Below are 25729 nucleotides of genomic sequence, written 5' to 3'. Positions count from 1 at the left end.
TCTATAGAATTTCTACTTCTTCTGTGTGCTGAGAATCTCTAACATTATGTTGTCCGCTTCCTTCATCCCCAAATTATTTATGAGTCCGATGTTTCTAATATTTTCATCTATGTTATCTGTGATAATACCGCTGCCTGTTCGTATCCCGGTTTTATTCACAGCCATATTTCCGCTTATAACTGCACATTCCGCCGCAAAGCCTACCTTCAAGGCACAGCTTTCCTTTGCGCCGTCGCAAAGCATACCTCCGATACTTCCTATAACAGTATTTATTGCGTTTTCAGCTTCCTCCAGCCCTCCTCCAAGCAAATATGCCGTCGCAGCTGCCGCTCCTGCTGCTCCTGCTACCGCAGTTCCGCACATTACCGTCAGCCGGTTCATGTTGCTTTTCAAATAAATTGCAGTTAATACTGACAGGCATATTGCCGTCTGCCTTTCCTTAGCAGTCTTTTTAAGTGCGTCACATACCGCAGATACTGCAAGTATGCTCAAGATTCCGAGATTTCCGCTTCCGGCAACACTGACTATGGGAAACCTTTCACCTGACATTCTCATGCGTGAAGCATTTAATACATAGAGCCTTGCCACATTTGCCAGATCATTTACGGAAACGGAAGCAAGACGTGACAGCCCTTGGAGATAAATTTCGTTTTCCTCTGACATCGCAGCCATTGCCGCTTTTTTATTAACAGCTTCATATCTGATTATGTTCTCATCATCAATTTGACCCTTTGCCGCACTATAAAAAAGATTCCTGAAATTCCAGCCCTCATAAGAATACTTTTCAGATATTTTTTTTGGTTCACTATGGTATAATATCTCATTATCCTTTTCAATATGACATATCCAATCGTAGTCTCCCTTTATTACAACATTGACACAGGATATATCACTGCTGCAGGTGACACTTATATAAAGAGGCTCATCTATATCGGAATAAGCCACCTTTACAGGAATACACTCCAAATAACCCGAGACCTCATTTTGCATATCCAGAGTAACTTCACTTAATACAGCCAGTTTTAACTCGGGCTTCTTAATAACGGCGCCTAAAATCGCGGCATATTCAATACCAATTTTTTTTATAACCGGGATACCTACGTACACAGCATTTTTGTATATATTTTTACTGAGAATTATATCTATGCCTTTTAAAGCTCCATCAAGCAGCACTGCTGCCTGAGAAGCCGCAAAAGCTATTGCACCCGGGTCAGTACAGCCCATTGTCATCTTTATCTCGTTTTCTAAAATACTGCGTATTTTTTCATCCATAATTATTCCTCCAGCCTTAACAGTCTGGCAATATTGCCTCTGAATATCAGCTTTAATTCCTCCTGATTCATGCCTGCTTCAATACAATCCTTACGCTGTTCGTCATAATACTGCCTTACAAAGCCTCGCGGAAACCATTCCGAGTCGGTACCGAATATTATCCTCTCAGGACCTATAGTTTCATAATACTTTTTAAAAAGCTCCTTGATAGTAAGAGGATATGGCATCCAACGAACCCATTGGTTGCTGCCGGAGGTATCAACATAAATATTAGGGCACACCCATGCCAGCTGCAGCAGCTCTTGAGGATAGCCGCAGCCGAAATGCGGTATTATAAAGGATATATCCGGATGAGCCCTTGCTACGTCGTGTATCATCATAGGATTAATATTAGCATGAGAGGCAAGCCCTCCTGCCGCACCCAATATGCCGAAATGAATCAAAACAGGGATTTGGTGCTTTTCAGCTGTTTTCCACACCGGTTCAAGAGAAATATCATTTATTCTTCCCGGTAAATCAGGTGCTATGATTTTATACCCCTTTAATCCCTGTTCGGCTATTGCAAGCTCTAATTTTTCCGCCGCAGCCCTTTCAAAAGGATTATGATGTGCGTATCCAATAAAATGTTCAGGATAGCTTGCGATTATCCTGCTTAAAATTTCATTGCTTCCGCCTGTCACAAATATCAGCTTTTCAATATTATGCTTCTTCATTTCTTCCAGCCATCGGACACAGGTTGTTTTTACATCATCGTCTGCAGGCTCCCTTTGGGGAAAGCCCCATGCCTGTGCCCATTTTTTGCTTTGATACTCATTTTTAGCTTGAAGCTTAAGCCATTTTTCCTTGCCGTATTCCTCTATATAGCGTTTTTCAATTTCTACAATAGCAAAGCCCTTTACATCAAAATGGACATGGGAATCAATCAATTTAAATTCCATTCTTCTCACCTCTTACGCTTTTAATCCTGTCATGTGTATTCCTTCAATTATCTGCTTCTGGAAGAAGAAAAATACTATCAGTACAGGTATTGTTGCCAAGCTGGCTGCCGACATTACAAGATCCCATTGATTGTAGGATTCACCTGAAAACAGTGCCAAGCCAACCGGCAGAGTATATATATCGGGCTTGTCAACAGCAATTACAGGCCATAGAAAGGCATTCCAGTTTCCTAAGAATGTGAATATCCCCAATGCCGACATAGCAGGCTTTACCATTGGCATTGCAGTTCTTAAAAATATACCGAATTCAGAAAGACCGTCTATTCTGCCTGCTTCAAGGATATCATCAGGAACACCGAGGAAGAACTGCCTCATCATAAATATTCCGAAGGCAGAGGTCAGCCCCGGAAAAAGCAAGGACCAATAGGTGTTTAACCAGCCTAAGCTTGTACTCATCATATACCACGGAATAATCAACATTTCGGTAGGAATCATAAGTGTTGATAAAATCAGTATAAACAAAGGGCCCTTGCCTTTAAACGGCAGCTTTGCAAACGAATATCCTACAAGAGTATCAAAGCACAGAACCGAAATTGTTGTGATCGCCGCAATTATAAAGCTGTTTTTAAACCATACCAGAAAACTTGAATTTTCAATTACCCTTAAATAATTGTCGAAGGTTACCTTTTCCGGTATAATTGACGGACTGTAAATATCGACCCCTGTCTTTAAGGAAGTGGATATCATCCATAAGAACGGGAATATCATTATAAAACCTATTATAGTAAGAAATATATAAGTTAACGCTTTGTAATACTTACGCATTTTCCCCCTCCTTTTCCGATAAATTAATAATCATATTTTTTGTCCAATACTTTCATTTGGAATAGAGATATACATAGTATAATAACGAACAGAACTACTGTTGCAGCACTGGCATAGCCCATTTTGTAATTAATAAACGCCAGCTGGTAAATATAAAGAACAACACTTACGGTGGAGTTCAGAGGGCCTCCTGCAATACCCTGTCCGCCGGAGGTAATATTGAATACCTGTGTGAATACCTGCAAGGTCTGAATTGAAGCCATTACTGTCAGATAAACAATAGTCGGATTCAGCATAGGAATTGTAATATTCCTAAATCTCTGCCAGGGTGAAGCTCCATCAATTTTTGCCGCTTCATAATATGTCTGTGGTATTTGCTTGACTCCCGCCAGAAATATAATTGTGTAGAATCCCAATGCCTGCCATATTACATTTGAAATTACGACAAATATCGCCTGTGATGTGCTGTCAAGAAACGGCTGGTTTCCAATTCCAAACAAACCGATAATATTATTTACCACACCGCCCTGCTTCATGAACATCCATCTCCATACCCATGATACGGCAACAACAGATGTCACGTAAGGTATAAATACAACCATCCTGTATATTGATGCGCCCTTGGTGACAGTATTCAGCAAAAGTGCTATACATAGGCTGAGAACAAGTCCTATCGGTACTGCAAACAATATATACTTTCCCGTATTAATTAATGCGGCTAAAAAAACTTCATCATGGAATAATTCTTTAAAATTATCCAGAAATACAAAGGGTTTTTCTTTTGAAAGCAAATCCCATTTGTGCAGGCTGACGTTAAACGCATATAATGTGGGTACTATCCTTATACATATGAAGAACAATATAGGTACCGATATGAATATATAAGCCCACATGGATTGTCTTCCCTTAATTGAAAGCTTCAGCTTCATAGAGCCCTCCTTTTTTAAGCTTAAGGCTAAAGGTTTTTATACTTTTTACGGATATATTGCCCGATGTGCCAATTTTCAGGCCCACCCCGCCTTTAAAGTAATCTCGAGGGCTTCCGGCCATGATTGACCGTGGCAGCACACCGGGCAATACCATAATATAAAAGCTAAACAATAAACCTTAAAAGCTTGATTTTCTACTTTTTCCAGTATTCATCCAATAAGCCCTGTACCTTTTCGACTGCCTGATCAAGTGCCTTTTTAGGATCCATATTATTCAAGAGAACCTGGTCTATGGCATCCATTAACGCTTTTCTGTCCGCATCCTCATCAACATAGAAGTATGAATCGGCAACAGGCAGCTGCTTAATAAACGGAGCCAGCTTCTCATCCTTTAACAGCTCAGGATCCTCTGCAATTTCATTCTTTGCTCCGATTTCACCAATTTTTTCAGTCCAGGCCTTCATGGTTTCAATTGATGTTAAGTGTTCAAGGAACTTAACTGACGCATCAAGCTTTGCTCCTGTGGCATTAGTAGTTATACCATTTGTCCAGAAAGAACCGAAGGAGGTTTCAACACCATTATATGAAGGAAGAACAGTAACACCGTAGTTCAGATCCTTAGCCTGGCTCTTTAATGAACCCAAACGGTAGGAACCATCAATATGAAGAGCTGCTTTGCCGCTTATAAAGGCTGTCGAGTCATCAGTAAAGAAATCTTTTTCTCCGACCTTCTCAACCTTTGCAAGATTTACTAAAAATTCAAAGGCCTTATATCCGCCCTCCGATGCATTCCACTGAACGGTCTTCTTGTCCTCGCTTATAGGCTCCTGCCCGAACTGCTTGAGAAGAACAGGACGGAACCATGCATGTAATTGTCCTGACGGCTGGAAGGTAAGCCCTTCCACTTCAAGCTTTCCATTTACAACCTTTGTACATTTCTTGGCCATTTCAACCAATTCTTCAATGGTTTTAGGCGGCTTTTCAGGATCCAAGCCGTTTTCCTTGAAAATATCCTTATTCCAGAAGAGACCTAAGGTACGAACTGCCGTTGGTACAGTATAATATTTTCCGTCAATTTTATTAACCGTAACCATTGGAGCGAATGTACTCTCTATTTTTTCTGCCGAGAAGGAAGCTTCGGGAAGCTCCTGCAAGGTTCCTGATTTAACGTACTTCGGCACCCATCCATAGTATAAGTTTATGATATCCGGTCCCGTTCCGGACGAAATGGCTGCTGCGACCTTCTGCTGGTATGAATCATAAGGGAAGTGCTTCTGAACAACTGTTATATTGGGATTTTTATCCTGGAAGTCTGCTATCAATTCATCCATAAGATTTACCTTTGTTTCATAAAAATATTGCCAGTATTCAATTGTAACCGGCTCCGCTTTTGTCAATGATGAATTTGAAGCATTAGTGCCTTTTGATGAATCCTCAGTAACCTTCTCACTTACGCATCCTGCTAAAAGTGAAACGGTCATGCAACCTGCCAAAATCATAGATAAAATTTTTCTAATCATAGTATCCTCCTTATTTTCTATAAATACATTCCAACTGCTACCAATTCCCAATCAACTGATTAAATTATGTCAGATTAGAAAATATATAAAAAAGCAACTCATTCCCTCCTTTCACTAGCTTTTTGCATTATATGCATTTTATACATTTTCCTGTATCTTAACTGGTATTTTGAGTACTTAACCTGCCGATGATATTTAATAAATCATCTCATATCAAATAAATTGCAAGTTAGTTTGTTTAGTTTCCTTACTATCCTTGCCATAAAAAAAACTCAAAGCACTTCCTACAGCTCCGCCATATTTTTTTGTTTGTGTCAAACTAAGCTTTACGTCCAAAGGTATCAACCTTTTTATGTTCCTTGTCAATTCATTCAGAAAATCTATGCCCTCTTCGGCCATCCCGCCGCCAACTACAACAATTTGAGGATTAAGTATGCAAAAAATAGAGCTTAGCCCCAAGCCTAAATACCTGTAAACATCCCGCACCACTTTTTCAGCAATTTTGTCACCCTGCTTTGCCTGTAAAAAAATTTCCTTGCAATCGATATTTCTATTTGTAAGCTCTCTGTATATCCGGCTTGCTGCAGATGCAGAGGCTTTACTTTCAAAGAAACCGAATTTATTCTCACTGAAGGTTTCCTTGTATGCTTCAATTGATAAAGGCAAATACCCTATTTCGCCTGCCTCAAAGCTATGCCCCCTGTACAGCTTACCCCCAAGGTATAATCCGCAGCCGATACCTGTTCCTATAGTGAGCATTACAAAATCATCATACTCTTTTGCCACTCCCAGATACTTTTCTGCTAAAGTCCATACATTTACGTCATTATCAACAAATGTGCCTATGCCGAATTTTTGTTCTATAAAAGCCCTTAATTGAACATTTTTCCAATTAAATGCCGGACAAACTATAACATTACCTGTATTATAATCAACGGTACCCGGTACTCCGATACCAATGCCGCATATATCAGCGTTACTCTCTCTTATAATATTTTCTATGATTTCCTCAATATTTTTCAGGTATTGATCTCCATAATAGTCACTCTTTCTTGTGCAGGAGTAAATAATGTTACCATTGTCATCGCAAATTACAGCAGAGATATTCGTACCCCCAATGTCTAAACCAATACTTGTCGGCATATTTCATTTCCTTTCATTAGTTCGTTTTGCATACTAACTATCGTTTTGAAAAAAAACTAATCTATAGCTTTTATAATTAGTTTTTTTATATGTCTTTATTTTAATTCAGATTTCCTTCCACGTCAAGACAAAAATCGATATTATTTTATGTTTTTTTCAGCATTTTAGCAACACATTATATTTGCAGCCCGGCCTCAGTCCTTAACAAGCCTTGATAAACCGCCTTCTGCACAAATATAACACCGGGCAGCTCCTAACTGCGCATAAATATATTTATTCCGGTGTATCATCTTTACCCTCGGTATTATTAATCCCTGGAACCTCCGGTCCTAAAATTTCCTCTAAAAACTTCTGATTTTGAAGCATTCTTTGGTCATTAGGACGATATTGCAGAGCAACCTCATTATGAAGATAGGCCATTTTATATTCGCCAAGCTGACTGTAGCATAAGCATAGCTGCAAATACGGAAGCCATGTGTAAAAGGATTGGTTTTGAAAACCTGCCTGCTCCCTTGTCGGTTTGAGCATTGTAGCCAGCTTATACCAAAATATTGCAGAAGAAAGGTCTTTGTCTTGCAGAAAGTGGTAGCCTAAACGGCAGCTGAATTCAGCTCTGGCTCCTCCGTATCTGAAAGATTTCAGTACAGCGTCCAATTCATTGTCATAATCCCCCAAATAATGATAGCAATCTGCCAGCTTACTGCAGCTGGAGATATTATCCTCCACCCATCCTTTGCCTGTACCGAGAAACTGTTTGTAATACTGAGTAGCTCGCTTATATTTTTTGTGATCCATCAGCTCATTCGCAAAATAATACATATCTCTCGGAGAAAACTTTTCGCCCTTGGACAAACGTTTTTCATATATCCTCAGATTCCTGTCGCTGTCATGGTGCAGGCTTTTATGCGCGATGGAAACATCGCTGTTATATATTTTCCCTCCGACCTCAAGATATTCATGTACCGGACCTATCCAGCGAAATTTATTGGCTCTTTTTACAAGACGGTTACGGCGTAAGCTAAAGATTACATTTCCATACTCATCAAAGGAAAGCTGGTATTCCATTGTCACTGAATCCACATCAGTCTCCAGACTTTCTTTTAACGCTGAAAATCTGTTCCGGTTTATATCATCCATAACATCATCCGCATCCAGCCACAAAATGTAATCCATCGTTGCTTTGTCAAAAGCTGAATTGCGGGCTGCCGCAAAATCATCTATCCACTGGAAGTCATAGATATTATCTGTAAACTTACTTATAATAGCTTTCGTTTTGTCAGCAGAGCCCGTATCCAGAATAATAATTTCATCAACTAAATCAGATACAGACGAAAGACAGCGTTCAATAACCTCTTCCTCATTTTTGACAATCATACAAAGGCTGACTGTAATCACGTCATTTCTCCTATCATCTATATTATATTTATATGTATATTCTTTAATTTACCGAGTAGAGCTTTTCCAGAAAAAAAATCCTTTTTAACAAATATTCCCATACTTGATCATATAATAAAATAGTATGCAAATTTACACACAGGAAAGGCTTCCATGAATAAAAATATTTTTTTATCGCTGTGCATGATTGTAAAGAATGAAGAAGCGTGGCTTGATAATTGCCTGCAAAGTGCCGGTAATATAGCTGATGAAATAATTATTGTGGATACCGGATCTACAGATGGCACAAAAGAAATATGCCGCAAATACAATGCTTGTATATATACTTTCCTTTGGAATGAAAATTTTTCCGAAGCAAGAAATTTCGGGCTGGAAAAGGCTTCCGGCAAATGGATACTTTGGCTCGATGCTGATGAAGAGCTGGAAATAGATGATACGGCAAGCTTTTTAAATATGCTTGAGAAAAGCGATACAGATTTTCAGATGATTTCCCTTATTAATTATTTCGGTTCTCCTCCCCCCGATCCAAATAAATCATATCTTTTTTCAAGCTACAGGCTTTTCCGGAATAACAGGGGCATCCGCTTTACCGGCAGTATACACGAACATCTGGATATACAAATCAGTTCCGCTTCTGCCAATTATGAGGTTATCCCCAATGCACGCATATATCATTACGGTTATATGGAGCATGTAGTTGAAATCAAAGAAAAGCATAAAAGAAATCTATACTTACTACAGAAGGAAAAACAGGGTTCTGATTACAGCCCATGGATAGATTACCATATTGCAAGTGAATATTACAGGGTGAAAAAGTATATTGAAGCCTTTAATAATATTAATTTATCCCTTAAACGCTTTCTTGAAAAAAAAACAATCCCGCCCTCTCTGCTATACAAACTTAAATATGACATATTGCTTGCTCTTGGAAGCTTTGAAGGGGCATGGCCAGGCATAAACAATGCTATCGCCTTATATCCGGAATACGTAGACCTCCACTTTTACAAAGGTCTTATCCTCTTTGAAAAACAAAAGCCGGAAGAAGCAATCTCAGCCTTTCAGCAATGCGTCAAGCTGGGGGATAATAATCCCCGGTATCTTACTATGACAGGCTGCGGAGGCTTTCGTGCATGGTATTTTATCGGAAGATGTTCAGAAGCTATGGGGAATCCCTCCGAAGCAATTAACGCTTATTCCCGGGCAATTTCCTTATATCCTGATTGTCAGGAAGCATCGGACAGACTTTTTTATTTAAAGTCAATTACTATCGGCCAATAGCTTGGGTAGTAAAGCTCAAAGAACAAAATTCAAATCCAAGCTGGATAGCAGCTTAAAAGCTTAATTCTCCTAAAAAACGATATTATAAATATCGTCCCGAAGGCTTGACCATAATTGACTTTAGTCAAAGCATAAAAAAATAGTGTATTATGTATGCATACTGTGGGAATCGGACATATATCCAAAGGCATATAATATAAACATACTAACAATATTATTTAGGAGGTTCTTATGTCTCAGCCTACTTTCCCGACCATAAGCCCCGCTATTACAAGGGAAAATGCAATTAATCTGATTCTTTCTTCAATAGCTATGGAAGAGCTCGGATTAAGTCATGTGATAAATGCCGAAGGCGAAAAGCTCCAGTATGTACTTGGCACAATTCCCGGATTGAGCGGTCCCGGTGCGACAATCAATGATATTCTGGCAGTGAATGAAAGTGTACAAGGAGTACTCAACAGTGCTTTACAAAACCAGCTCTTTTTAAACGCTAAAATGCAAAACGCCCTTAATTCATCAGTGACACAAGGCTTAACAGGGCCTACGGGAGCTACAGGAGCAGCCGGACCTGCCGGGGCAACAGGTGCCACCGGAGCCACAGGGGCTGCGGCTGGTTCTTGCGGAGACCCTACAATCATGACAACAGATATAGGTACAATTAACACTGTTATCTCCTTTAATGAAGGAGGAGGAAGCAATCAAGCCTTTGGCGCTCTGGTATTTAACAGCGGTATCGAACGCACTGCCGAAAGTATCGCTGCTTACATAGTCCAAGTAGGGTGCTCTTCGGGAGAATTTCAAATGGCAATATTGGAGCCTCAGTCCAATATCAGTGCTGTTGTAGTAGCCGTAACTCCGCTGATTAATTCAATTTCGGCAGGTATATTCTCATTGCCTCTGGTTAACAGCTATACAATGCTCGCCAATAAGCCCTACTTTCTTGCTGTACTCAACAAGGTCAATGGCTGTGAAATAGGTGCGATTTCCGCAGGCCTTGGCACTACTCTTAATGCACCTCCCATAAATTTCAGGATACAAAATATATCCGGGTTTTCTATAGGGGATATAATATCAACTTGTGATGTAAGCGTACATAAAACAGGCTGGCTCGTTACTCTTTCCAATATATGCGCGTGAGAATAGCAGATTTGATTGCCGAGCAGCTTTAAGCTTATAACAAGGAACTTAAAGTAAATTCAAATCATATATTAAAAGCATAATGTACTGATATGTACTTTATGTATACTTTATAAGGAGGTTTTTTTATGTCACAGCCAAGTTTTCCAACTATAAGTCCTCCAATTACACGAGATGATGCAATTAACATGATTCTGTCTTCAATAGCCATGGAAGAATTAGGATTAAGTCATGTCCTTAATGCAGAAGGGGAGAAGCTTCAGTATGTGCTTGGAACTATACCGGGAATAAGCAGTCCCGGAGCAACTATAAGTGATGTTCTTGCAGTAAATGACAGTGTACAGGACATACTTAAAAGCGCTGTCCAAAATCAGCTTTTTTTGAATGCAAAAATGCAAAACGCACTTGACTCATCAGTAATGCAAGGGCCTACAGGCGCCACAGGCGCCACAGGTGCCACAGGCCCTTCCGGTGGTCCGACCGGGGCTACCGGTGCCACTGGGGCTACAGGTGCCGTTGGAGCCGCCGGAGCTGCCGGAGCTACTGGTGCTACAGGGGCTACAGGAGCTGCCGGACCAACCGGTGCTACAGGACCAGCCGGAGCTACTGGCTCCACCGGACCTACTGGAGCTACCGGTATAACAGGTGCCACCGGAGCTACAGGAGCCGCCGGGCCAACAGGCGACACCGGGGCCACTGGTTCTGTGGGGCCTACCGGCTTGGCAGGATCTACCGGTGCAACGGGACCTGCCGGAGCTGCCGGAGCTACCGGGGCTACCGGAGCTACAGGGGCTACGGGGGCTACCGGACCTACCGGGCCTACCGGTACCAATGTAACTGCAACAACAGCCTTTGCAGCCAATACCAGCGGTTCTTCCATTTCCGTTATAGCCGTGGGCACACCAGTTCCGCTTCCGAATAACCAGATTATCCCGGCAGATATAACCGTAGACGGTACGAATACGATTTTTACAGTTAATACCGCGGGACGATACCGCCTTTCGTACCATGTTAATACAACGGCGGCATTAGCATTAAGTACACGTTTAATTATAAATGGATCTCCAAATACAGCATCTACAATAGCACCCTTATTGAGTCTTTCCAGCTTTTCAAATGAAATTCTGATTGCTCTGACAGTAGGGACTACAATTACACTTCAGTTGTTTGGTCTCTTGGGTACAGCTGTTTTGCTGGGAAGTTCTGCAGGTGCTTCCCTTATGATTGTACGTCTAAGCTGAAACAAGTTTTGAAATCAGTATTGAAAGGAGGTCCTTTTGCATGTCACAACCTAGTTTTCCAACGATAAGCCCTTCTCTTACACGTGATGAGGTAATCAATTATATTATAACCTCTATTGCCATGGAAGAGCTAAGTTTAAGCCATATTACCAATACAGAAGGAGAAAAGCTGCAATTTATACTGGGTACACTTCCCGGTCTGAGCGGCAGTCCTGCAACTCTCAGTGATATACTCACAGCTAATACAAGCATTCGAGATGTACTTGAAAGCACAGTACAAAATCAATTATTTCTGCGTGAAAAGTTTGAAGCCGCAATATCAGCTCCTATATTACAAGGAGCCACAGGCCCCACAGGGGCAACAGGGGCTACGGGACCGGCTACAGGCGCTACAGGAGCTACCGGGGCGACAGGTGCTACCGGCGCTACAGGGGCTACCGGCGTTACAGGGGCCACTGGGGCTGTCGGAGCAGCGGGCGTTACAGGTATTACCGGTATTACCGGAGCTACCGGCTCTATCGGCGCTACCGGTGCCAACGGAGCATCCGGCGCTACCGGTGCAACAGGCATTACAGGTATAACAGGAGCTACCGGGGACGCAGGAGCCATAGGAGCTACCGGTCCCACCGGAGATACCGGCTCAACCGGTGCTGCCGGAGTAACAGGAGTAACAGGTCCTACCGGAGGCGCAGGAAGCACCGGCCCTATCGGAGATACCGGCGCTACCGGTGCTTTAGGTCCAAACCCAACTGCAACAGCAGGATTTGCCGCCAATACCAGCGGAGCTTCCATCGGCGTACTTTTGGGAGGGTCAGTTGTTCCGCTTCCCAACGCACAGCTGCTATCAGCAGATATCACCGTAAATGGAGCAAATACAATTTTTACTATTAATACGGCAGGACGATACCGGATTTCGTATTACGTAAATACAACCGGGACCTTATTGCTGGGAAGCAGACTCATAATCAACGGATCTGCCAATACAGCCTCAACAATAGCACCTGCGCTGTCAGTCTCCAGCTATTCAAATGAGATTACCATAGATCTGGCCGTAGGAGCAACAGTAACCTTGCAATTATACGGGCTTATAGGCTCCGCCATACTGTTAAACAATTCTGCCGGGGCATCTCTTATGATGATACGCCTCAGTTGAGATTTCAATAATTTGTGGGAGGAACTTTTTAACCCTCTCACAAATTATTTTGGGTTCAAAAAGCAAGTTGCCGTGATTACAAACATATATTTAATTATATAATATACAATACTGAAAGGAGACTTCCCCATGTCCATGCCCAATATCCCAAACCTAACTCCCATTATTGACATAGATCGTGAGGATGCATTTAATATGCTGCTGGCATCCATCGCTATGGAGGAAATGGGTCTGGCTCATATTATAAATGCAGAGGGAGAAAAACTCCAATATTTATTCAAATCAGAAGCACACAAGCCGTTTTCTATTGCTGATATAAAAGATGTCAACTACGGAGTCGAAAAGGTTATAAGGGAAACCATGAAGCTGCAGATGCTCTTGCAGGAAAAGCTGGATACCGTAATAACTCACATCCCGAATGTCTGCAGCACTCCATATAGTCCCTGCCCTCCCCCAAAGCCAAAATGCATACCAGAATGCATTCTAACCGGCTACGGCGAAGGCTACATAAGCGACGAAGCCAATGCCTTTAAATGCGGAACAGCTACTATCGAATCAAGTCTGTGCAATCTATATGAAAACTGCACCACGTTTTCCATAAAATATACCTTGTTCAAAGAAACCGAAGGCTCAATACGGTCTGCAATCTTGCTTTCCCTTCCGCAAAGCATAGAAGTGCATTGCAATGGCAATGCAAAATCCTGCCAGCCTGTTCAAGATGCAAATACCATAGTCGTTCAGGGTCAGGGAGTAATGGCTATAAAAAATTCAGAACAGAGGCTGACACAGTGTGCGGTTTCTTTCACACTAACCGTATGGGATTACGGCTGCAATAAAAAATTTCAAATGATAATATGCTCTTTAAATTCTGAGTTCAATAATGACAGCGGAATAGTGACCTTGACCGCAGGCAATTTGGAAATTGAAAACTGTGCAAAAACAAACAGAAGCCCGGAAAATTTGAGTGCTTACTAGCAGCAATTCTGGGATACCTTATATATTGCATTATACCCCTGACCAAATATACAGGTTGGTGAAGGCAGGAAACTATACCGCATTTTGATAAAAAAGTTCTCAGCTTGTATTTTTTCTTGTCATAATTGTCGTATCTTGTCGCTTTACAAGCTTAACGTTTATAGTGTAAAATACTAGTAACAATATTAATAAAAATACTGACATGGCAGGTGAAACGAAATGTACGAAATGAAACCTGAATATTACACCGGAATTGCTTCCATTGATGAAGAGCATACAAAACTATTTGCAATTGCAAATGAGTGCTATGATTTGTTGACAAACCAATTCATAGAAGATAAATACGACTATATATTAAATGTAATTAAGGACTTGAAGGAATATACAAAGTATCATTTTAAAAATGAAGAGGAGTATATGAGCAGCATCGGCTACAAGAAGCTGCTTTCCCAGAAGGTTGCTCACAACGACTTTATAGAAAAAATAAACAGTATCAACTATAATACTATTGATGCCAATCAAAAAGACTCCTTATTGGAGCTGCTGGACTTTTTAACTACCTGGCTGGTGGAACACATTTTGAAGCAAGATACCTTAATAGGAAAATAACCGGGCGAATTTTTGCTTTATCAGAAGCATAGGCCTCCTTTACATAGCCTAAAAAAGGCTTGTTGAAATCGACAGGGTAAATTACGGTTCAAAAGCCTTCGCCTGAAAGGTTTCCGTAACACTGCATATCCAAGGACGGGCACTGTTTTTAGATATCCTTTAAGCTTGGCTTTGAACATAGTAATTGACTTTTTGCCTATAAAAATAATATTTCAGCAAACCTTTTATTTGTACTAAACCTGTTTTTTAAATACTGCTTTGGGCTGTCCGCAAATGGGACATTTATAATCCTCAGGCAGTTCCTCAAAAGGAATATCTCCTGAATATTGATACTTGCATATGCTGCAAACGTACCCTTCGGAAGCTTCAGAATCTATTTCGCTGTTAACTTTTATGTTGTCGGCAATATAAGTAGGTGCGTTTTTCGGGCTTTTTCCTTTTAAAACCTTATGATAATAAGAATAAGTAATAGGCTCTTTATCTGAAAGAATATCAGCATCAAAAACCCTTCCCAAGAAAACAGTATGTGTGTCTGTCTCCATCTTATTAATGACTTCACAAGCTATATAAGCACATGCATCCTTTACTACAGGCATTCCTGCAAGCTTTTCAAAACTTACAGAAGCAAATTTATCTATTTCTTTTCCTGTTTTAAAACCAAATGTTCCGATTATGGACGGATCCGAATTATATCCCAATATCGAAATTGCAAACTTCCCTGTTTTTTCAATGCATTGATTAGTATAATTATCATGATTTATACTGATAGCGATAGTAGGAGGTTCAGCTGTAATCTGCATGGCGCAGTTGGCAGTACAGCCGGTCGGGCGTTCGCCATCCCACACAGAAATAATATAGACACCATAAGACAGATTCCAAAATGCATTATTATTCATAATGTTTCCCCTTTTAATTGTGGATTGATGTAGTTAATTTCAGCTGAAAGCCTGAAGCAGCAAATACCTGCGGCTTATATCAACTGATTAAGGGCAATTATGGTTTCAGGCATTAATATGTATTAAACTTATACTAATGCTTATAAAAAGCAGAATAAAATTTTTTGCTTAATAATCAGATATCCGCAACATTTTATTCTGCCTTTAAAGCTGCTTTTATATTTCTTTTTTCCATAAGCCGTGAAGATTACAATATTCATAAGCTGCAACAGCTTTTTCATCGTTTAATAAAAATGTTGCCTCTGGTTTCTCCTCAGGCTTTAAATATTTAATCTGATATCCCTTATCTGTCTCCAAATAAATCCATTGTATAAAATGCTCCGGTATCATAGGATGCTCCACACTTCCCACTTTGACCGTCACCTTATTGCCATCGGAAGTTACAACAGGAACATGCTTTTCAACAGCAGCATCCACAGTATTCGGTGAAATTTCAGACATTAATTCACCGCAGCATGTAAGAGGTGCGCCGGACTCCTTTATAAAGGTAACCAAGTTACCGCAATGCTTACAGACAAAAAATCTAGGTTTGTTTTTCATACAATTATTGCCTCCTTAGAATTTGATTATTATATTTTTACCCCAAAAAACCGTAAATAAACACTATTACAAAATCTACGAAGCATAAAATTTAAAAACTTGAGTCTTTATCTTTTTGGAATATATTCCCTTTCAGGCATAACTGCCTTATAGGCCGGCCTTATAATTTTATCAACATTAATCAATTCCTCTATACGGTGAGCACTCCAGCCAACTATTCTTGCCATTGCAAATATAGGTGTGAATAATTCCAGCGGAATGTCCAGCATACTGTAAACAAATCCACTGTAAAAGTCAACATTGGCACTCACACCCTTATAAATTTTCCTGCCCTTTGCGATTACCTGAGGAGCAAGCCTTTCAACAGTGGAGTAAAGCTCGAAATCTTCGTTTCTCTCTTTCTGCTCAGCCAATTCTTCCACAAAGCCTTTAAATATTGTTGCTCTTGGATCTGATAAAGAATAAACCGCATGTCCCATACCATATATCAGACCCTTTTTATCGAAAGCCTCTTTATTAAGAATTTTCTCCAAATATTGTATTACCTTTTGTTCATCTCTGATATCCGAAACATTTTCCCTCAAATCATTCATCATCTCAACTACTTTTATATTTGCACCGCCGTGCTTCGGCCCCTTCAGCGAAGACAGCGCCGCTGCAACAACCGCATATGTGTCAGAACCTGAGGATGTGACAACATGAGTTGTAAATGTTGAATTGTTACCGCCTCCATGCTCCATATGCAGGACTAACGCAATATCCAAAACTCTTGCTTCCAGTTCGGTATATTTCATGTCCGGCCTAAGCATAAGCAAAATATTCTCCGCTGCGGACAGGCTTTTATCCGGTCTGTGAATATAGAAGCTTCCGTGACGGACATAATGATTATAAGCATGATACCCATATACCGCCAGCATTGGAAAAGTACTGATGAGCATCATACATTGTCTCAGAACATTGGGTAAAGATAAATCCCCTGCCCTGTCATCATAGGATGCCAGAGTAAGTATGCTTTTGCTTAATGAATTCATAATGTCTTTACTGGGGGCTTTCATGACCACATCCCTGACAAAATTCGTAGGAAGCGTCTGACACTTTGACATATTCAATTTAAATTCCTCAAGCTGGCTGTCATCCGGAATATTTCCAAACAAAAGTAAATATGCCGTTTCCTCAAAGCCAAAACGTTTATTTGATACAAAGTCTTTTACTATATCCGTAATACTATATCCACGGTACAGAAGCTTTCCTTCGCACGGAACCTTGCTGCCTTCAACCTCTTTATATGCCTGAATATCAGAAATTGTTGTCAGACCTGCCAGTACTCCTGTTCCATCTTTATCCCTCAAGCCCTTTTTCACACCATATTCATTATATAAGCCACTGTCTATATTACAACTTTTTCTGCAAATTTCCGCCTTTTCCTCAACATATGTATCAAGAACATTTCTTGTATTTGTCATATTTATCTCCTCCTTTTGTTTAATATTCCCCGATTAATTTATACCCTTAAATATACTTTATTATTTGATAAATGTCAACATTTGATTATTTTATACATTTGACATATGTCAAGTAATTGTATATAATAGATAGCTGAACAAGTCAATTACTACAGGCTGAAATCATATTGTTGCGAAGGCTTGAACCGTAATTGACTTTAATTACGATAAGCTGAAAAACCGGTATAAATATCGCCGTAAAAGCCTTCAACCGTAATTGCTTTTTGTAATATAGTATTATTGTAAGTAAAACTTTAAATTTTATGAGTACTATCATACTCTATCGTCTGTAATTTATAAGCAAAACTGCTTTAAAGATACTAAAATGGCTATCGGAGGAACGCATGAACAACTTAGGAACTGAAAAGGCTATTATTTCACTGTTTGAAATATTTCCCATGTGTCAGAAAATAATATTAAACTCAATTGATATTAAGCACTTAAATTTTACAAAAACCCAATTATTTATATTATTTGCACTAATGGGTAAGCCTTGTCTGAACATGTCCCAAATTGCCGCCTATATTGCTTCTTCCCATGAGCAAGCCACAAGGGCTGTCGCACCGCTGGTAAAATCCGGCTGTGTCGAACGGTTTTGCGATGAAAGCAACAGAAAGCTGGTATTAATTCGTTTAACCGACACAGGGAGAAATTTTATATCCTTTGAAAAAGAACAGCTCAAAAAAAACCTTGTCAGTCTTTTGAATACTCTTACCAATGAAGAAAAGGAAGAGTTCAATAACGCTACATGTACAACTCTTAAAATTTTAAAAAAACTGGAGTAGCTTTTTCATTATGACGTATTCCTTATGGTTTTAGACCATTATTCAGCCATTCAACAAACTGGCCTTCAGTAATTATGCTTATCCCAAGCTCTTTTGCTTTCTTATTTTTTGAGGAGCCCGACAAATTATCGTTATTGATCAAGTAGTTTGTCTTTGAAGTTACAGAGCCTGTTACCTTACCGCCCCTCTCTTCTATTAAGTTCTTCAACTCATCCCTGTTTTTAAATTGCTCAACCGAGCCTGTTATAACGAAATTAATATTTTCAAAAATCGTTTCCGTATCTGATGCCGGTATAGCTTCAAATTCTATCTCCTTCAGTATATCATTTACTATGACCTGCTTCTTTTCATCTCTGAAAAAGCTCACATAGGCTTCTGCCATAATTTCGCCTATACCTCCGATTTCAATCAATTCCTCAAAGTCAGCGCCCGCAATTTTGCTCCAGTCATATTTAAAGTTCCTGCAAATCAGCTTTGCATTTGACAGGCCTACATTTGAAATTCCCAAGCTGTATAGCAGTCTTACGGTACTTGTATTCCTTGCTTTATTAACCGAAGCAATTAATTTATTAAAGGATTTTTCGCCAAGTCCTTCCATATTCACTATTTCATCCTTATAGCTTTCAAGCTGGAATATATCCGCAAGCTCCTTAACCAAGCCCTTTGCAATAAGCTTCTCAATTGTTGCTTCCGATAAGCCTTCAATATTCATTGCATCCCTGCTTACAAAATGTGTAAAAGCTTTAATTTGCTTTGCAAGGCATTCCTCATTGGGACAATATAAAAATTTCACGCCGCTTTCCTGCTTTATTTCAATTTCGCCGCCGCAAACCGGACAAGCCTCCGGAGGCTCGGTCATACCGCTTCTGGTAAGGTTTTCTGAAATCTGAGGTATAATCATGTTAGCCTTGTATACACATATCGTATCACCGATTCCAAGCTCCAAGCCCTCCATTATACTGATATTGTGTATACTGGCTCTGCCAACGGTGGTTCCCTCAAGCTCCACCGGCTCAAATACCGCTATAGGATTTATCAGTCCTGTTCTTGATGCACTCCACTCTATTTTAAGAAGCTTTGTTTCCTTAATTTCATCACGCCACTTGAAGGCTATTGAATCTCTGGGAAACTTTGCGGTTGTCCCCAGACCTTCTCCGTATGCAATATCATCATACATCAGGACCAAGCCATCAGAAGGAAAATCATTCCCCGTAATTTTCTGTTCAAACCAAAAAACCGCATCCTCAATATTAAACGAATTAACCTCCTTGAATTCAACCACATCAAACCCTTGAGCCTTCAGCCAATTCATCTGAGCCATCCTTGAGTTCTCAAATTCAAGCTCATCTGCTTTAACCAAGGAAAACGCAAAGAAATGGACATTCCTCTCCGAGGTAATCTTATTATTCAGCTGTCTTACAGAGCCGCTGCAAAGATTCCTCGGATTTTTATATTTAGCGTTTACATCTTCTATCTGACTGTTTATTCTTTCGAAATCAGAATATTTTATTATAGCTTCTCCTCTCAGGATCAGATTTCCCTTATATGAAATATTAAGGGGAATGTTTGTAAACACCTTAACATTATTTGTTATTACCTCCCCCACTTCACCGGTTCCTCTGGTTACAGCCTTTACAAGCCTGCCCTCTTCATAGGTTAAAACAATGGTAAGTCCGTCCAGCTTCCATGAAAGCACTCCGGTCTGCTGACCAATCCATTCCTTCAGGGTACTGACCTCCTTTGTTTTATCCAAAGACAGCATTGCCTTTTCATGCCTTTCTTTCGGCAAATTACTGAGTAATTCATATCCGACATTTATTGAAGGACTGTTTGAAAGAACAACACCGGTCTCCTTTTCAAGCTCCAGCAGCTCATCATACAGCCTGTCATATTCTATATTTGGCATTATTTCGGTATTTTCCTGATAATATGCCTTAGCTGCTCTGTTTAATATCTCTATCTTTTCTTTCATGGATTGAAGTTTGTTGCTCATGCTTTTCCCTCCGGTAATTTCCCTGATTGATTTATCCACAGTTCAAACAAATAAATTGCTGTATATATTAATAAGTTTTTCTTCCTCTTGACCGTGTATTTCTTTTTCTGAACAAGGTACTGTATATTGCAAAGGCAGATATTGCAAGCCAGACAACACCCCATACCGCAGAAGGAATATGCGTCAGCTCAGCTAACCGTACAGCATCGGTTTTTGGCATCCCGCCTAATCTGAACAAATCAAACTGATAATTTATCTGCATTAAAATTGTATCTACAAAAGTATCATAAATTGCGTATGTCACACTTCCTATTCCGATAATCTCTATTACCCACTCATTTAATTTTTCATTATGAATCATATATATAATAATTGCAAACCCGGCGAAAATCACAGAATACAGCATCGTAAAGGAAAAAATTCCTGAGTAGCTAAATGTCACAGCTAAAAAAACAACCGCTATTACTCCGATTATGTAATTTTTCAATCTGGTATTTTTAAGCAGCAATATACAGATAGCAAAAAGAACACTTCCCAAATAGCCGCCGTTTGCAATAAGAAAAGCTGAAAGCCAGTCCTTCGGAAGTGAGGTCACATAACCGCTTTCATTGAAATATATTTTTATCCCCGTTATACTGCTTCCTGTAACCAAAGCCATAAATACATGCCCCAGCTCATGCAGAAAAACCGTGAAGAGCTTGATAGGCTTGATAAAAATAGTATTCCATAAGACCATAAGTGCAATAAATATGATAAAAAACCTTCCTGTCTGCTTCATAAATTCCCCCTAAAGCTTTATGCTGTTTGACCAAATCTTCCTTATAAATTATAACCTGTGTTCAAGGAAAAATAAAGACATCAATTGACGGGATATAAAATACACAGTGCTTTGCCGTAAACGCAGCTTATGCTGCACGACGGCAAAGCACTGTGCTTATCCTGTTTGTGAGCTTTTTAAATATATATTATTTTATAGCTGTTGACATAATCCTCAGTTCACATAATTTCCCACATCCTTGAGGGTTATACCTTGGTGCAATGCCATATTCAGACCATTTGCCACCACCTTTGACACTCTGCTGATTATGTCATCTATTTCCTTTGGCGTAACTATCAGCTGACCCACAAATGGATTCAGGGACTCCTTCAACAGCTCATATTTCTGATCTCTGTCCATATCCCTGAGCATATTGTAAAAATCAGTACCTTCAGGAGCTTCTTTTATCATGCTGTCAATCACCAAATCAATAGCATCATTTGTTAAAGTGGCGGCATCAACCACTGTCGGCACTCCGATAGCTATAACAGGCATTCCTACGGTATTCCTGCTTATCTCCATTCTTTTATTCCCCACTCCTCCTCCCGGGGCTATTCCGGTATCGGCAATTTGGATAGTAGTACTGACACGCTCCATACTTCTTGCAGCTAATGCATCTATCGCTATCAGAACATCCGGCTTTACACGCTCAACAATTCCTTTTACTATCTCTCCTGTCTCAATACCCGTTATTCCAAGAACGCCGGGAGATACCGCACATACAGGCCTTACTCCTTTGTCCACATGCTCCGGCACATATTCCAGAAGGTGCTTGGTTACCATAAGGCTTGAAACTACCTTAGGTCCAAGCGCATCGGGAGTAACATTCCAATTTCCCAAGCCAATAACCAAAATTGTGGAATCGTCCTTTAACTCCAATAATGAGATTAATTCCTTTGACATCATATCAATTGTTTTTTCGTTGATTCCGGTATCATCCTCCCTCAAGCGAGGAATTTCCAGTGTAATATAGTTCCCCATGGGCTTCCCTATTGCAGCTTCACCGGTAGGCGAGGTTATACGTACTCTGGTGATTTTAACCTCCTCATCTCCTGCATCTTCAAGGATAACACCCGGCGGCGTTTTATTCTCCTGTGCCTGCTGCTTTGCCTCACTGCTGTTCATAAAGATTTCATGTGCTTCAATAGCTAAGTCTGTAATCCTGTTAGAATTGTTTATCATGACTGTCATTTCCTTTCAGTAGCTTCTGACTATTTTTCAATGCTTTAATAGTATTATTTAATATTATTTCTAAATAAAATTATTTTAGTATGAATTAGTCATCTTTTTATCATATACCTTGCAAAAAAATTACCGCTGTTTTCATAAAATGAAAAAATGCGGTAAAATCCCTAAATTGTCAGCCTTTAAACCTTCAAGTCAGCTCCAATTACTCCGATAATTTGTCCCGCCTTTGATTTTATTGGAACTGAAATAGTGATACAGGGATTCTTACTTATTGCAGATACATAAACCTGTGAAATAAAATCCTCTCCCTGAAGGCTTTTTTTGAACCATTCCCTGACATTTGCATTTGCAATACCTGCTTCCGGTATTGAACATATAAATCTGCCCTTAGCATCATTACTCCAGATTGCCTCCATAAATTCAGAACCGCCCAATAATTGTTTCATCTTTTCTCTATGTACATTCTTATCAATCTCCTGAATTCCCGGAATAAGTGTCAATTCTCTGATGACCTTGAACATCTCCCCAATTTTCTTTTCTTTTTCCCCGTTGTCCGTAAACAAAGCTGTCAGCTCAGTTGAATCAAATAATCCGGTCAGGTTTTGAGAGGCTTCATTCAGGCGTATACTCATTTCTGCTATTTCCTGTACGTTATCCTTCTGCTTGAATACAGATGCTGTAACCTCGTCTACCCTAGTTGCATTGGTCCCTACCAGTTTTTCCACCTTACTCATTTCACCTGCTATTTGATTTGCGTATTCCGACTCACTCTCAGATAAGCTGATAATTTTCATAGACATATCAAGTACCTCGCGAAAAGAACTGCTTATGTTTTCCAGATTTTCTCCGATACCCTTAGAAACCTGCACCCCTCTTTGAACCTTTGCTGCGCTTTCATCCACTACGTCATTTACATTGGTTATCTCTTCTTGTATGGTACTAATCAAAACATTAATTTCTTTTACGGCATTCTCACTTTCAGCAGCCAGTTTCCTTATTTCTTCCGCCACAACCGCAAACCCTCTTCCGGCTTCTCCTGCCCTGCTTGATTCAATTGACGCATTTAACGCCAATAAGTGAGTTTGCTTCGAAATGCTGTTTACTGTTTCCAAAATTTTAATAATTTCCCTTGAGCTGCTTGACAGCAAGTCCATATACTTAATCGTCATATTTGAAGAAGCCTGTATTTCCCCGATTGTATTTACAATCTTGTATATTTCCTCCCTGCTTGTATTTATTACTGTTCCCGCACAAGTATTAATGGATTGAAGCTGATTGGATATTCCTTTTGTGTCCTCAATGAGATTGATTACATTTTTTACCTCTTTTAAAATATTATTTATATTGCTATTGACCTTTTCATTTAAGTCTGCCATTTCAACTGTCTCTGCATAAACCTGCTGTGAAAAGCTATTATTTTCGTCAATATTTACACATAATTGCTCTGAAACAGAAGCCACCTGACTTGAGGATACATACAATTCAATGTTTAACTTTTCCAAGTCCTTTTTCAATCTTTTTACTTCTGCTTCTTTTTTTTCAAACACCTTTCTGTTGTGCCGTATTAATACTGCGATTATTATCAAAGCCGCAATTAAAGCTGCAACTAAAGCTATAAAAAGAACAAGCACCACACCATACATTATTTTAACCCTCCCTGGAAATGCATGCCGGCAAGCCGGCATTGCCCATAATAGAAAAAAGCGTAACAGGTTCACCCTAATACGCCTTTGTACTTAGTTTAATATGTTCAATTATATTTTTTTACGTAGATGCATTGTACCATATTAAATTTTCCTTTTCAAGTACACTTTACCGCAGTAAGGCTTGAAACGCAATCGACCTTAATCAGAACTCGATATGATTATTCATAAAAATTAGAAAATTCTAGGTTAATGCTTGCTTTTTGAATTTTTTCATGGTAAAATATCATCTGTTACGGGCAAGAAGCGGTTTTTTAACCGATTAAATATTATGTGTAATTTTTGCTCATGCAGTAAGCAAATTTAGGCTTGCAGGAGGTGAATACTTTGCCAAATATTAAATCAGCAATAAAGAGAGTTAAGGTAACTCAAACTAAGACATTGCAAAACACTATTAAAAAGACAGCTCTCAGAACTTCTATCAAGAAATGTAAAGAGGCTATCGCAACAAGTTCCGATACAGCTTCCGATTCCTACAAAGCAACTACTAAGGCTTTAGATAAGGCTGTAGCTAAGAATTTACTTCATAAAAACACTGCTGCGAGAAAGAAATCCAGATTAGCAAAGGCTTTGAATGCAGCAAAATAATTTTAAAATTACAAAAACAAAAACTCAGGTTTCCCTGAGTTTTTATTTTTATTGTACAAGCCTTTCATACAAATTTTACAAACACCTGATTTGCCAAATCCAGCCCCAGACCTGTCAATCTTACATTCTGGCCCTGTATTTCTATCAGCTTGTTTTTTTGAAGCTCTTCAAAGCTTTCCTTATATAAAAAAAACATATCCTTTTTAAATAATTCTTTAAATTCAGTATTATTTACGCCTTGATTTAATCTTAGCCCAAGAAACATATATTCGGACATTCTATCGGAATATTCAAGCCGGTATCTCTCTTCAACAGGCTTTACTCCCCTTTCCAAGTCACCGGTATAGCTTTCAATTGAGCATTTGTTTGAAAATCTTTCGCCATCCAGCAAGGAATGCGCCCCGGCTCCCAAGCCCAAATAGTCGGCACATTTCCAATATATCAGATTGTGCCTGCATATATAGCCTTCTTTGGAAAAATTAGATATTTCATATTGTTTAAACCCATTTTTTTTAAAATAGTTAACAGCATAATGATACATTTCCCTGTCAAGCTCATCCTCAACCGGAATAAGCTCTCCATTTTCAAGCATATCTCCGAATTTTGTCCCTTCTTCAATTTTAAGGCTGTATGCCGAGATATGCTTTACGCCCAATTCAACCAACACCCTTAAGGTTTCCGTCCAATCCTCAAAAGTCTGACCCGGAATCCCGAATATAATATCTGCATTTATATTGCAAAAACCTGCTTTTTTCGCAAGCTCAACACTTGAAATAAAATCCTCGGCTGAGTGCCTTCTTCCCAAATATTTCAGCAAACTGCGGCGGTAAGCCTGAAGTCCGATGCTTATCCTGTTGATTCCGCTGCTTCTGTATGCAGTCAGCTTTTCGATATCAAGGGTACCAGGATTACTTTCTATGCTTATTTCACAATCCTCGGCAATATTAAAATTAATCCTGCACATATCTAATATTTCACAGATATACTTATGCTTTATACAGGAGGGAGTTCCTCCTCCTATATATATAGAATCAATTAAATTGTATTTCATTGTATTATAATAAAGCTGAATCTCCTTTTGCACTGCGCTGAAATATTTTTCAGCTAAATGGAGCTTTCCCGCATAGGAATTAAAATCGCAATAATTACATTTTGAACTGCAAAATGGAACATGAATATATAAGCCTGTTCTAGTCATCGGTGACATAAATACATCTTCCTAACTCTATTGTCTGAAATTAT

The 25729-nt window shown here is 39.5% G+C and carries 23 protein-coding genes; 8 read left to right on the top strand and 15 right to left on the bottom strand.

The features are described 5' to 3' along the window. Nucleotides 1–12: 12 nt before the first annotated feature. The 7 genes from LY28_RS02375 to LY28_RS02340 form a co-directional block, all read right to left on the bottom strand. Nucleotides 13–1272: an L-serine ammonia-lyase, iron-sulfur-dependent, subunit alpha gene (locus tag LY28_RS02375; RefSeq protein ID WP_110460566.1), complete on the bottom strand. Its 1260-nt coding sequence runs from the start codon at nucleotides 1270–1272 to the stop codon at nucleotides 13–15. A 2-nt stretch (nucleotides 1273–1274) separates the two neighbouring features. Continuing rightward, nucleotides 1275–2210, bottom strand: a complete 936-nt coding sequence (locus tag LY28_RS02370; RefSeq protein WP_110460565.1) for an amidohydrolase family protein — start codon at nucleotides 2208–2210, stop codon at nucleotides 1275–1277. 12 nt (nucleotides 2211–2222) lie between these two features. Next, a complete protein-coding gene (locus LY28_RS02365; RefSeq protein WP_110460564.1) occupies nucleotides 2223–3035 on the bottom strand; it encodes a carbohydrate ABC transporter permease in 813 nt (270 codons plus the stop codon). Nucleotides 3036–3058: 23 nt separating this feature from the next. Further along, on the bottom strand, nucleotides 3059–3964 hold the full coding sequence (locus LY28_RS02360; protein ID WP_110460563.1) for a carbohydrate ABC transporter permease: 906 nt from the start codon (nucleotides 3962–3964) through the stop codon (nucleotides 3059–3061). A gap of 194 nt (nucleotides 3965–4158) precedes the next feature. Continuing rightward, nucleotides 4159–5484, bottom strand: a complete 1326-nt coding sequence (locus tag LY28_RS02350) for an extracellular solute-binding protein (protein ID WP_110460561.1) — start codon at nucleotides 5482–5484, stop codon at nucleotides 4159–4161. A 213-nt stretch (nucleotides 5485–5697) separates the two neighbouring features. Next, nucleotides 5698–6627 (bottom strand): ROK family protein, encoded by a 930-nt coding sequence (locus tag LY28_RS02345; RefSeq protein ID WP_110460560.1) that lies wholly within the window; start codon nucleotides 6625–6627, stop codon nucleotides 5698–5700. Between the two features lie 273 nt (nucleotides 6628–6900). Continuing rightward, complete coding sequence (locus tag LY28_RS02340) at nucleotides 6901–8001, bottom strand: tetratricopeptide repeat-containing glycosyltransferase family 2 protein (protein WP_207658049.1); 1101 nt, start codon at nucleotides 7999–8001, stop codon at nucleotides 6901–6903. A gap of 174 nt (nucleotides 8002–8175) precedes the next feature. Here LY28_RS02340 and LY28_RS02335 point away from each other — a divergent pair, with 174 nt between their 5' ends. The 6 genes from LY28_RS02335 to LY28_RS02305 all read left to right on the top strand — a co-directional run bounded on the left by LY28_RS02335 (nucleotide 8176) and on the right by LY28_RS02305 (nucleotide 14415). Beyond that, nucleotides 8176–9300, top strand: a complete 1125-nt coding sequence (locus tag LY28_RS02335) for a glycosyltransferase (protein ID WP_207658046.1) — start codon at nucleotides 8176–8178, stop codon at nucleotides 9298–9300. A 231-nt stretch (nucleotides 9301–9531) separates the two neighbouring features. Continuing rightward, nucleotides 9532–10437 (top strand): alpha-helical endospore appendage domain-containing protein, encoded by a 906-nt coding sequence (locus LY28_RS19470; protein WP_242981124.1) that lies wholly within the window; start codon nucleotides 9532–9534, stop codon nucleotides 10435–10437. 128 nt (nucleotides 10438–10565) lie between these two features. Continuing rightward, entirely contained in the window at nucleotides 10566–11678 is a 1113-nt protein-coding gene (locus LY28_RS19650) for a BclA C-terminal domain-containing protein (protein ID WP_110460557.1), read from the top strand. A gap of 40 nt (nucleotides 11679–11718) precedes the next feature. Continuing rightward, the gene (locus LY28_RS02315) at nucleotides 11719–12831 is read left to right on the top strand and encodes a BclA C-terminal domain-containing protein (RefSeq protein WP_110460556.1); all 1113 of its coding nucleotides are present in this window, start codon (nucleotides 11719–11721) and stop codon (nucleotides 12829–12831) included. Nucleotides 12832–12960: 129 nt separating this feature from the next. Then, nucleotides 12961–13806, top strand: coding sequence for an alpha-helical endospore appendage domain-containing protein (locus tag LY28_RS19335; RefSeq protein WP_207658045.1), 846 nt, complete (start codon nucleotides 12961–12963; stop codon nucleotides 13804–13806). A gap of 219 nt (nucleotides 13807–14025) precedes the next feature. Further along, on the top strand, nucleotides 14026–14415 hold the full coding sequence (locus LY28_RS02305; RefSeq protein ID WP_110460555.1) for a bacteriohemerythrin: 390 nt from the start codon (nucleotides 14026–14028) through the stop codon (nucleotides 14413–14415). 233 nt (nucleotides 14416–14648) lie between these two features. On the opposite strand, the gene LY28_RS02300 is transcribed toward LY28_RS02305, so the two are convergent. From LY28_RS02300 to LY28_RS02290, 3 genes are all read right to left on the bottom strand, one after another. Further along, nucleotides 14649–15311, bottom strand: coding sequence for a flavin reductase (locus tag LY28_RS02300; RefSeq protein ID WP_110460554.1), 663 nt, complete (start codon nucleotides 15309–15311; stop codon nucleotides 14649–14651). Between the two features lie 216 nt (nucleotides 15312–15527). Then, nucleotides 15528–15911: a desulfoferrodoxin family protein gene (locus LY28_RS02295; protein WP_110460553.1), complete on the bottom strand. Its 384-nt coding sequence runs from the start codon at nucleotides 15909–15911 to the stop codon at nucleotides 15528–15530. A 107-nt stretch (nucleotides 15912–16018) separates the two neighbouring features. Then, the gene (locus LY28_RS02290; RefSeq protein ID WP_110460552.1) at nucleotides 16019–17374 is read right to left on the bottom strand and encodes a citrate/2-methylcitrate synthase; all 1356 of its coding nucleotides are present in this window, start codon (nucleotides 17372–17374) and stop codon (nucleotides 16019–16021) included. Nucleotides 17375–17757: 383 nt separating this feature from the next. On the opposite strand from LY28_RS02290, the gene LY28_RS02285 reads away from it, so the two are divergent. Continuing rightward, entirely contained in the window at nucleotides 17758–18198 is a 441-nt protein-coding gene (locus LY28_RS02285; protein WP_110460551.1) for a MarR family winged helix-turn-helix transcriptional regulator, read from the top strand. Between the two features lie 22 nt (nucleotides 18199–18220). Here LY28_RS02285 and ligA read toward each other — a convergent pair whose 3' ends face one another. The 4 genes from ligA to LY28_RS02265 all read right to left on the bottom strand — a co-directional run bounded on the left by ligA (nucleotide 18221) and on the right by LY28_RS02265 (nucleotide 23839). Then, nucleotides 18221–20191, bottom strand: a complete 1971-nt coding sequence (gene ligA / locus LY28_RS02280; protein WP_110460550.1) for an NAD-dependent DNA ligase LigA — start codon at nucleotides 20189–20191, stop codon at nucleotides 18221–18223. 67 nt (nucleotides 20192–20258) lie between these two features. Next, nucleotides 20259–20969, bottom strand: a complete 711-nt coding sequence (locus tag LY28_RS02275) for a M50 family metallopeptidase (protein ID WP_110460549.1) — start codon at nucleotides 20967–20969, stop codon at nucleotides 20259–20261. 213 nt (nucleotides 20970–21182) lie between these two features. After that, the gene (gene gpr / locus LY28_RS02270) at nucleotides 21183–22190 is read right to left on the bottom strand and encodes a GPR endopeptidase (RefSeq protein ID WP_110460548.1); all 1008 of its coding nucleotides are present in this window, start codon (nucleotides 22188–22190) and stop codon (nucleotides 21183–21185) included. Nucleotides 22191–22375: 185 nt separating this feature from the next. Beyond that, on the bottom strand, nucleotides 22376–23839 hold the full coding sequence (locus tag LY28_RS02265; RefSeq protein WP_165835467.1) for a methyl-accepting chemotaxis protein: 1464 nt from the start codon (nucleotides 23837–23839) through the stop codon (nucleotides 22376–22378). Nucleotides 23840–24226: 387 nt separating this feature from the next. On the opposite strand from LY28_RS02265, the gene rpsT reads away from it, so the two are divergent. Continuing rightward, nucleotides 24227–24487, top strand: coding sequence for a 30S ribosomal protein S20 (rpsT, locus tag LY28_RS02260; RefSeq protein ID WP_110460546.1), 261 nt, complete (start codon nucleotides 24227–24229; stop codon nucleotides 24485–24487). Nucleotides 24488–24551: 64 nt separating this feature from the next. On the opposite strand, the gene hemW is transcribed toward rpsT, so the two are convergent. Further along, nucleotides 24552–25694, bottom strand: a complete 1143-nt coding sequence (gene hemW / locus LY28_RS02255; RefSeq protein ID WP_110460545.1) for a radical SAM family heme chaperone HemW — start codon at nucleotides 25692–25694, stop codon at nucleotides 24552–24554. Nucleotides 25695–25729 lie beyond the last annotated feature (35 nt).

It is taken from the genome of Ruminiclostridium sufflavum DSM 19573 (genome assembly GCF_003208175.1).
Taxonomy (GTDB): Bacteria; Bacillota; Clostridia; order Acetivibrionales; family DSM-1351; genus Ruminiclostridium; species Ruminiclostridium sufflavum.
Note: the sequence above shows the minus strand (reverse complement) of the source record. Positions and strands in the feature narration are given on the sequence as shown.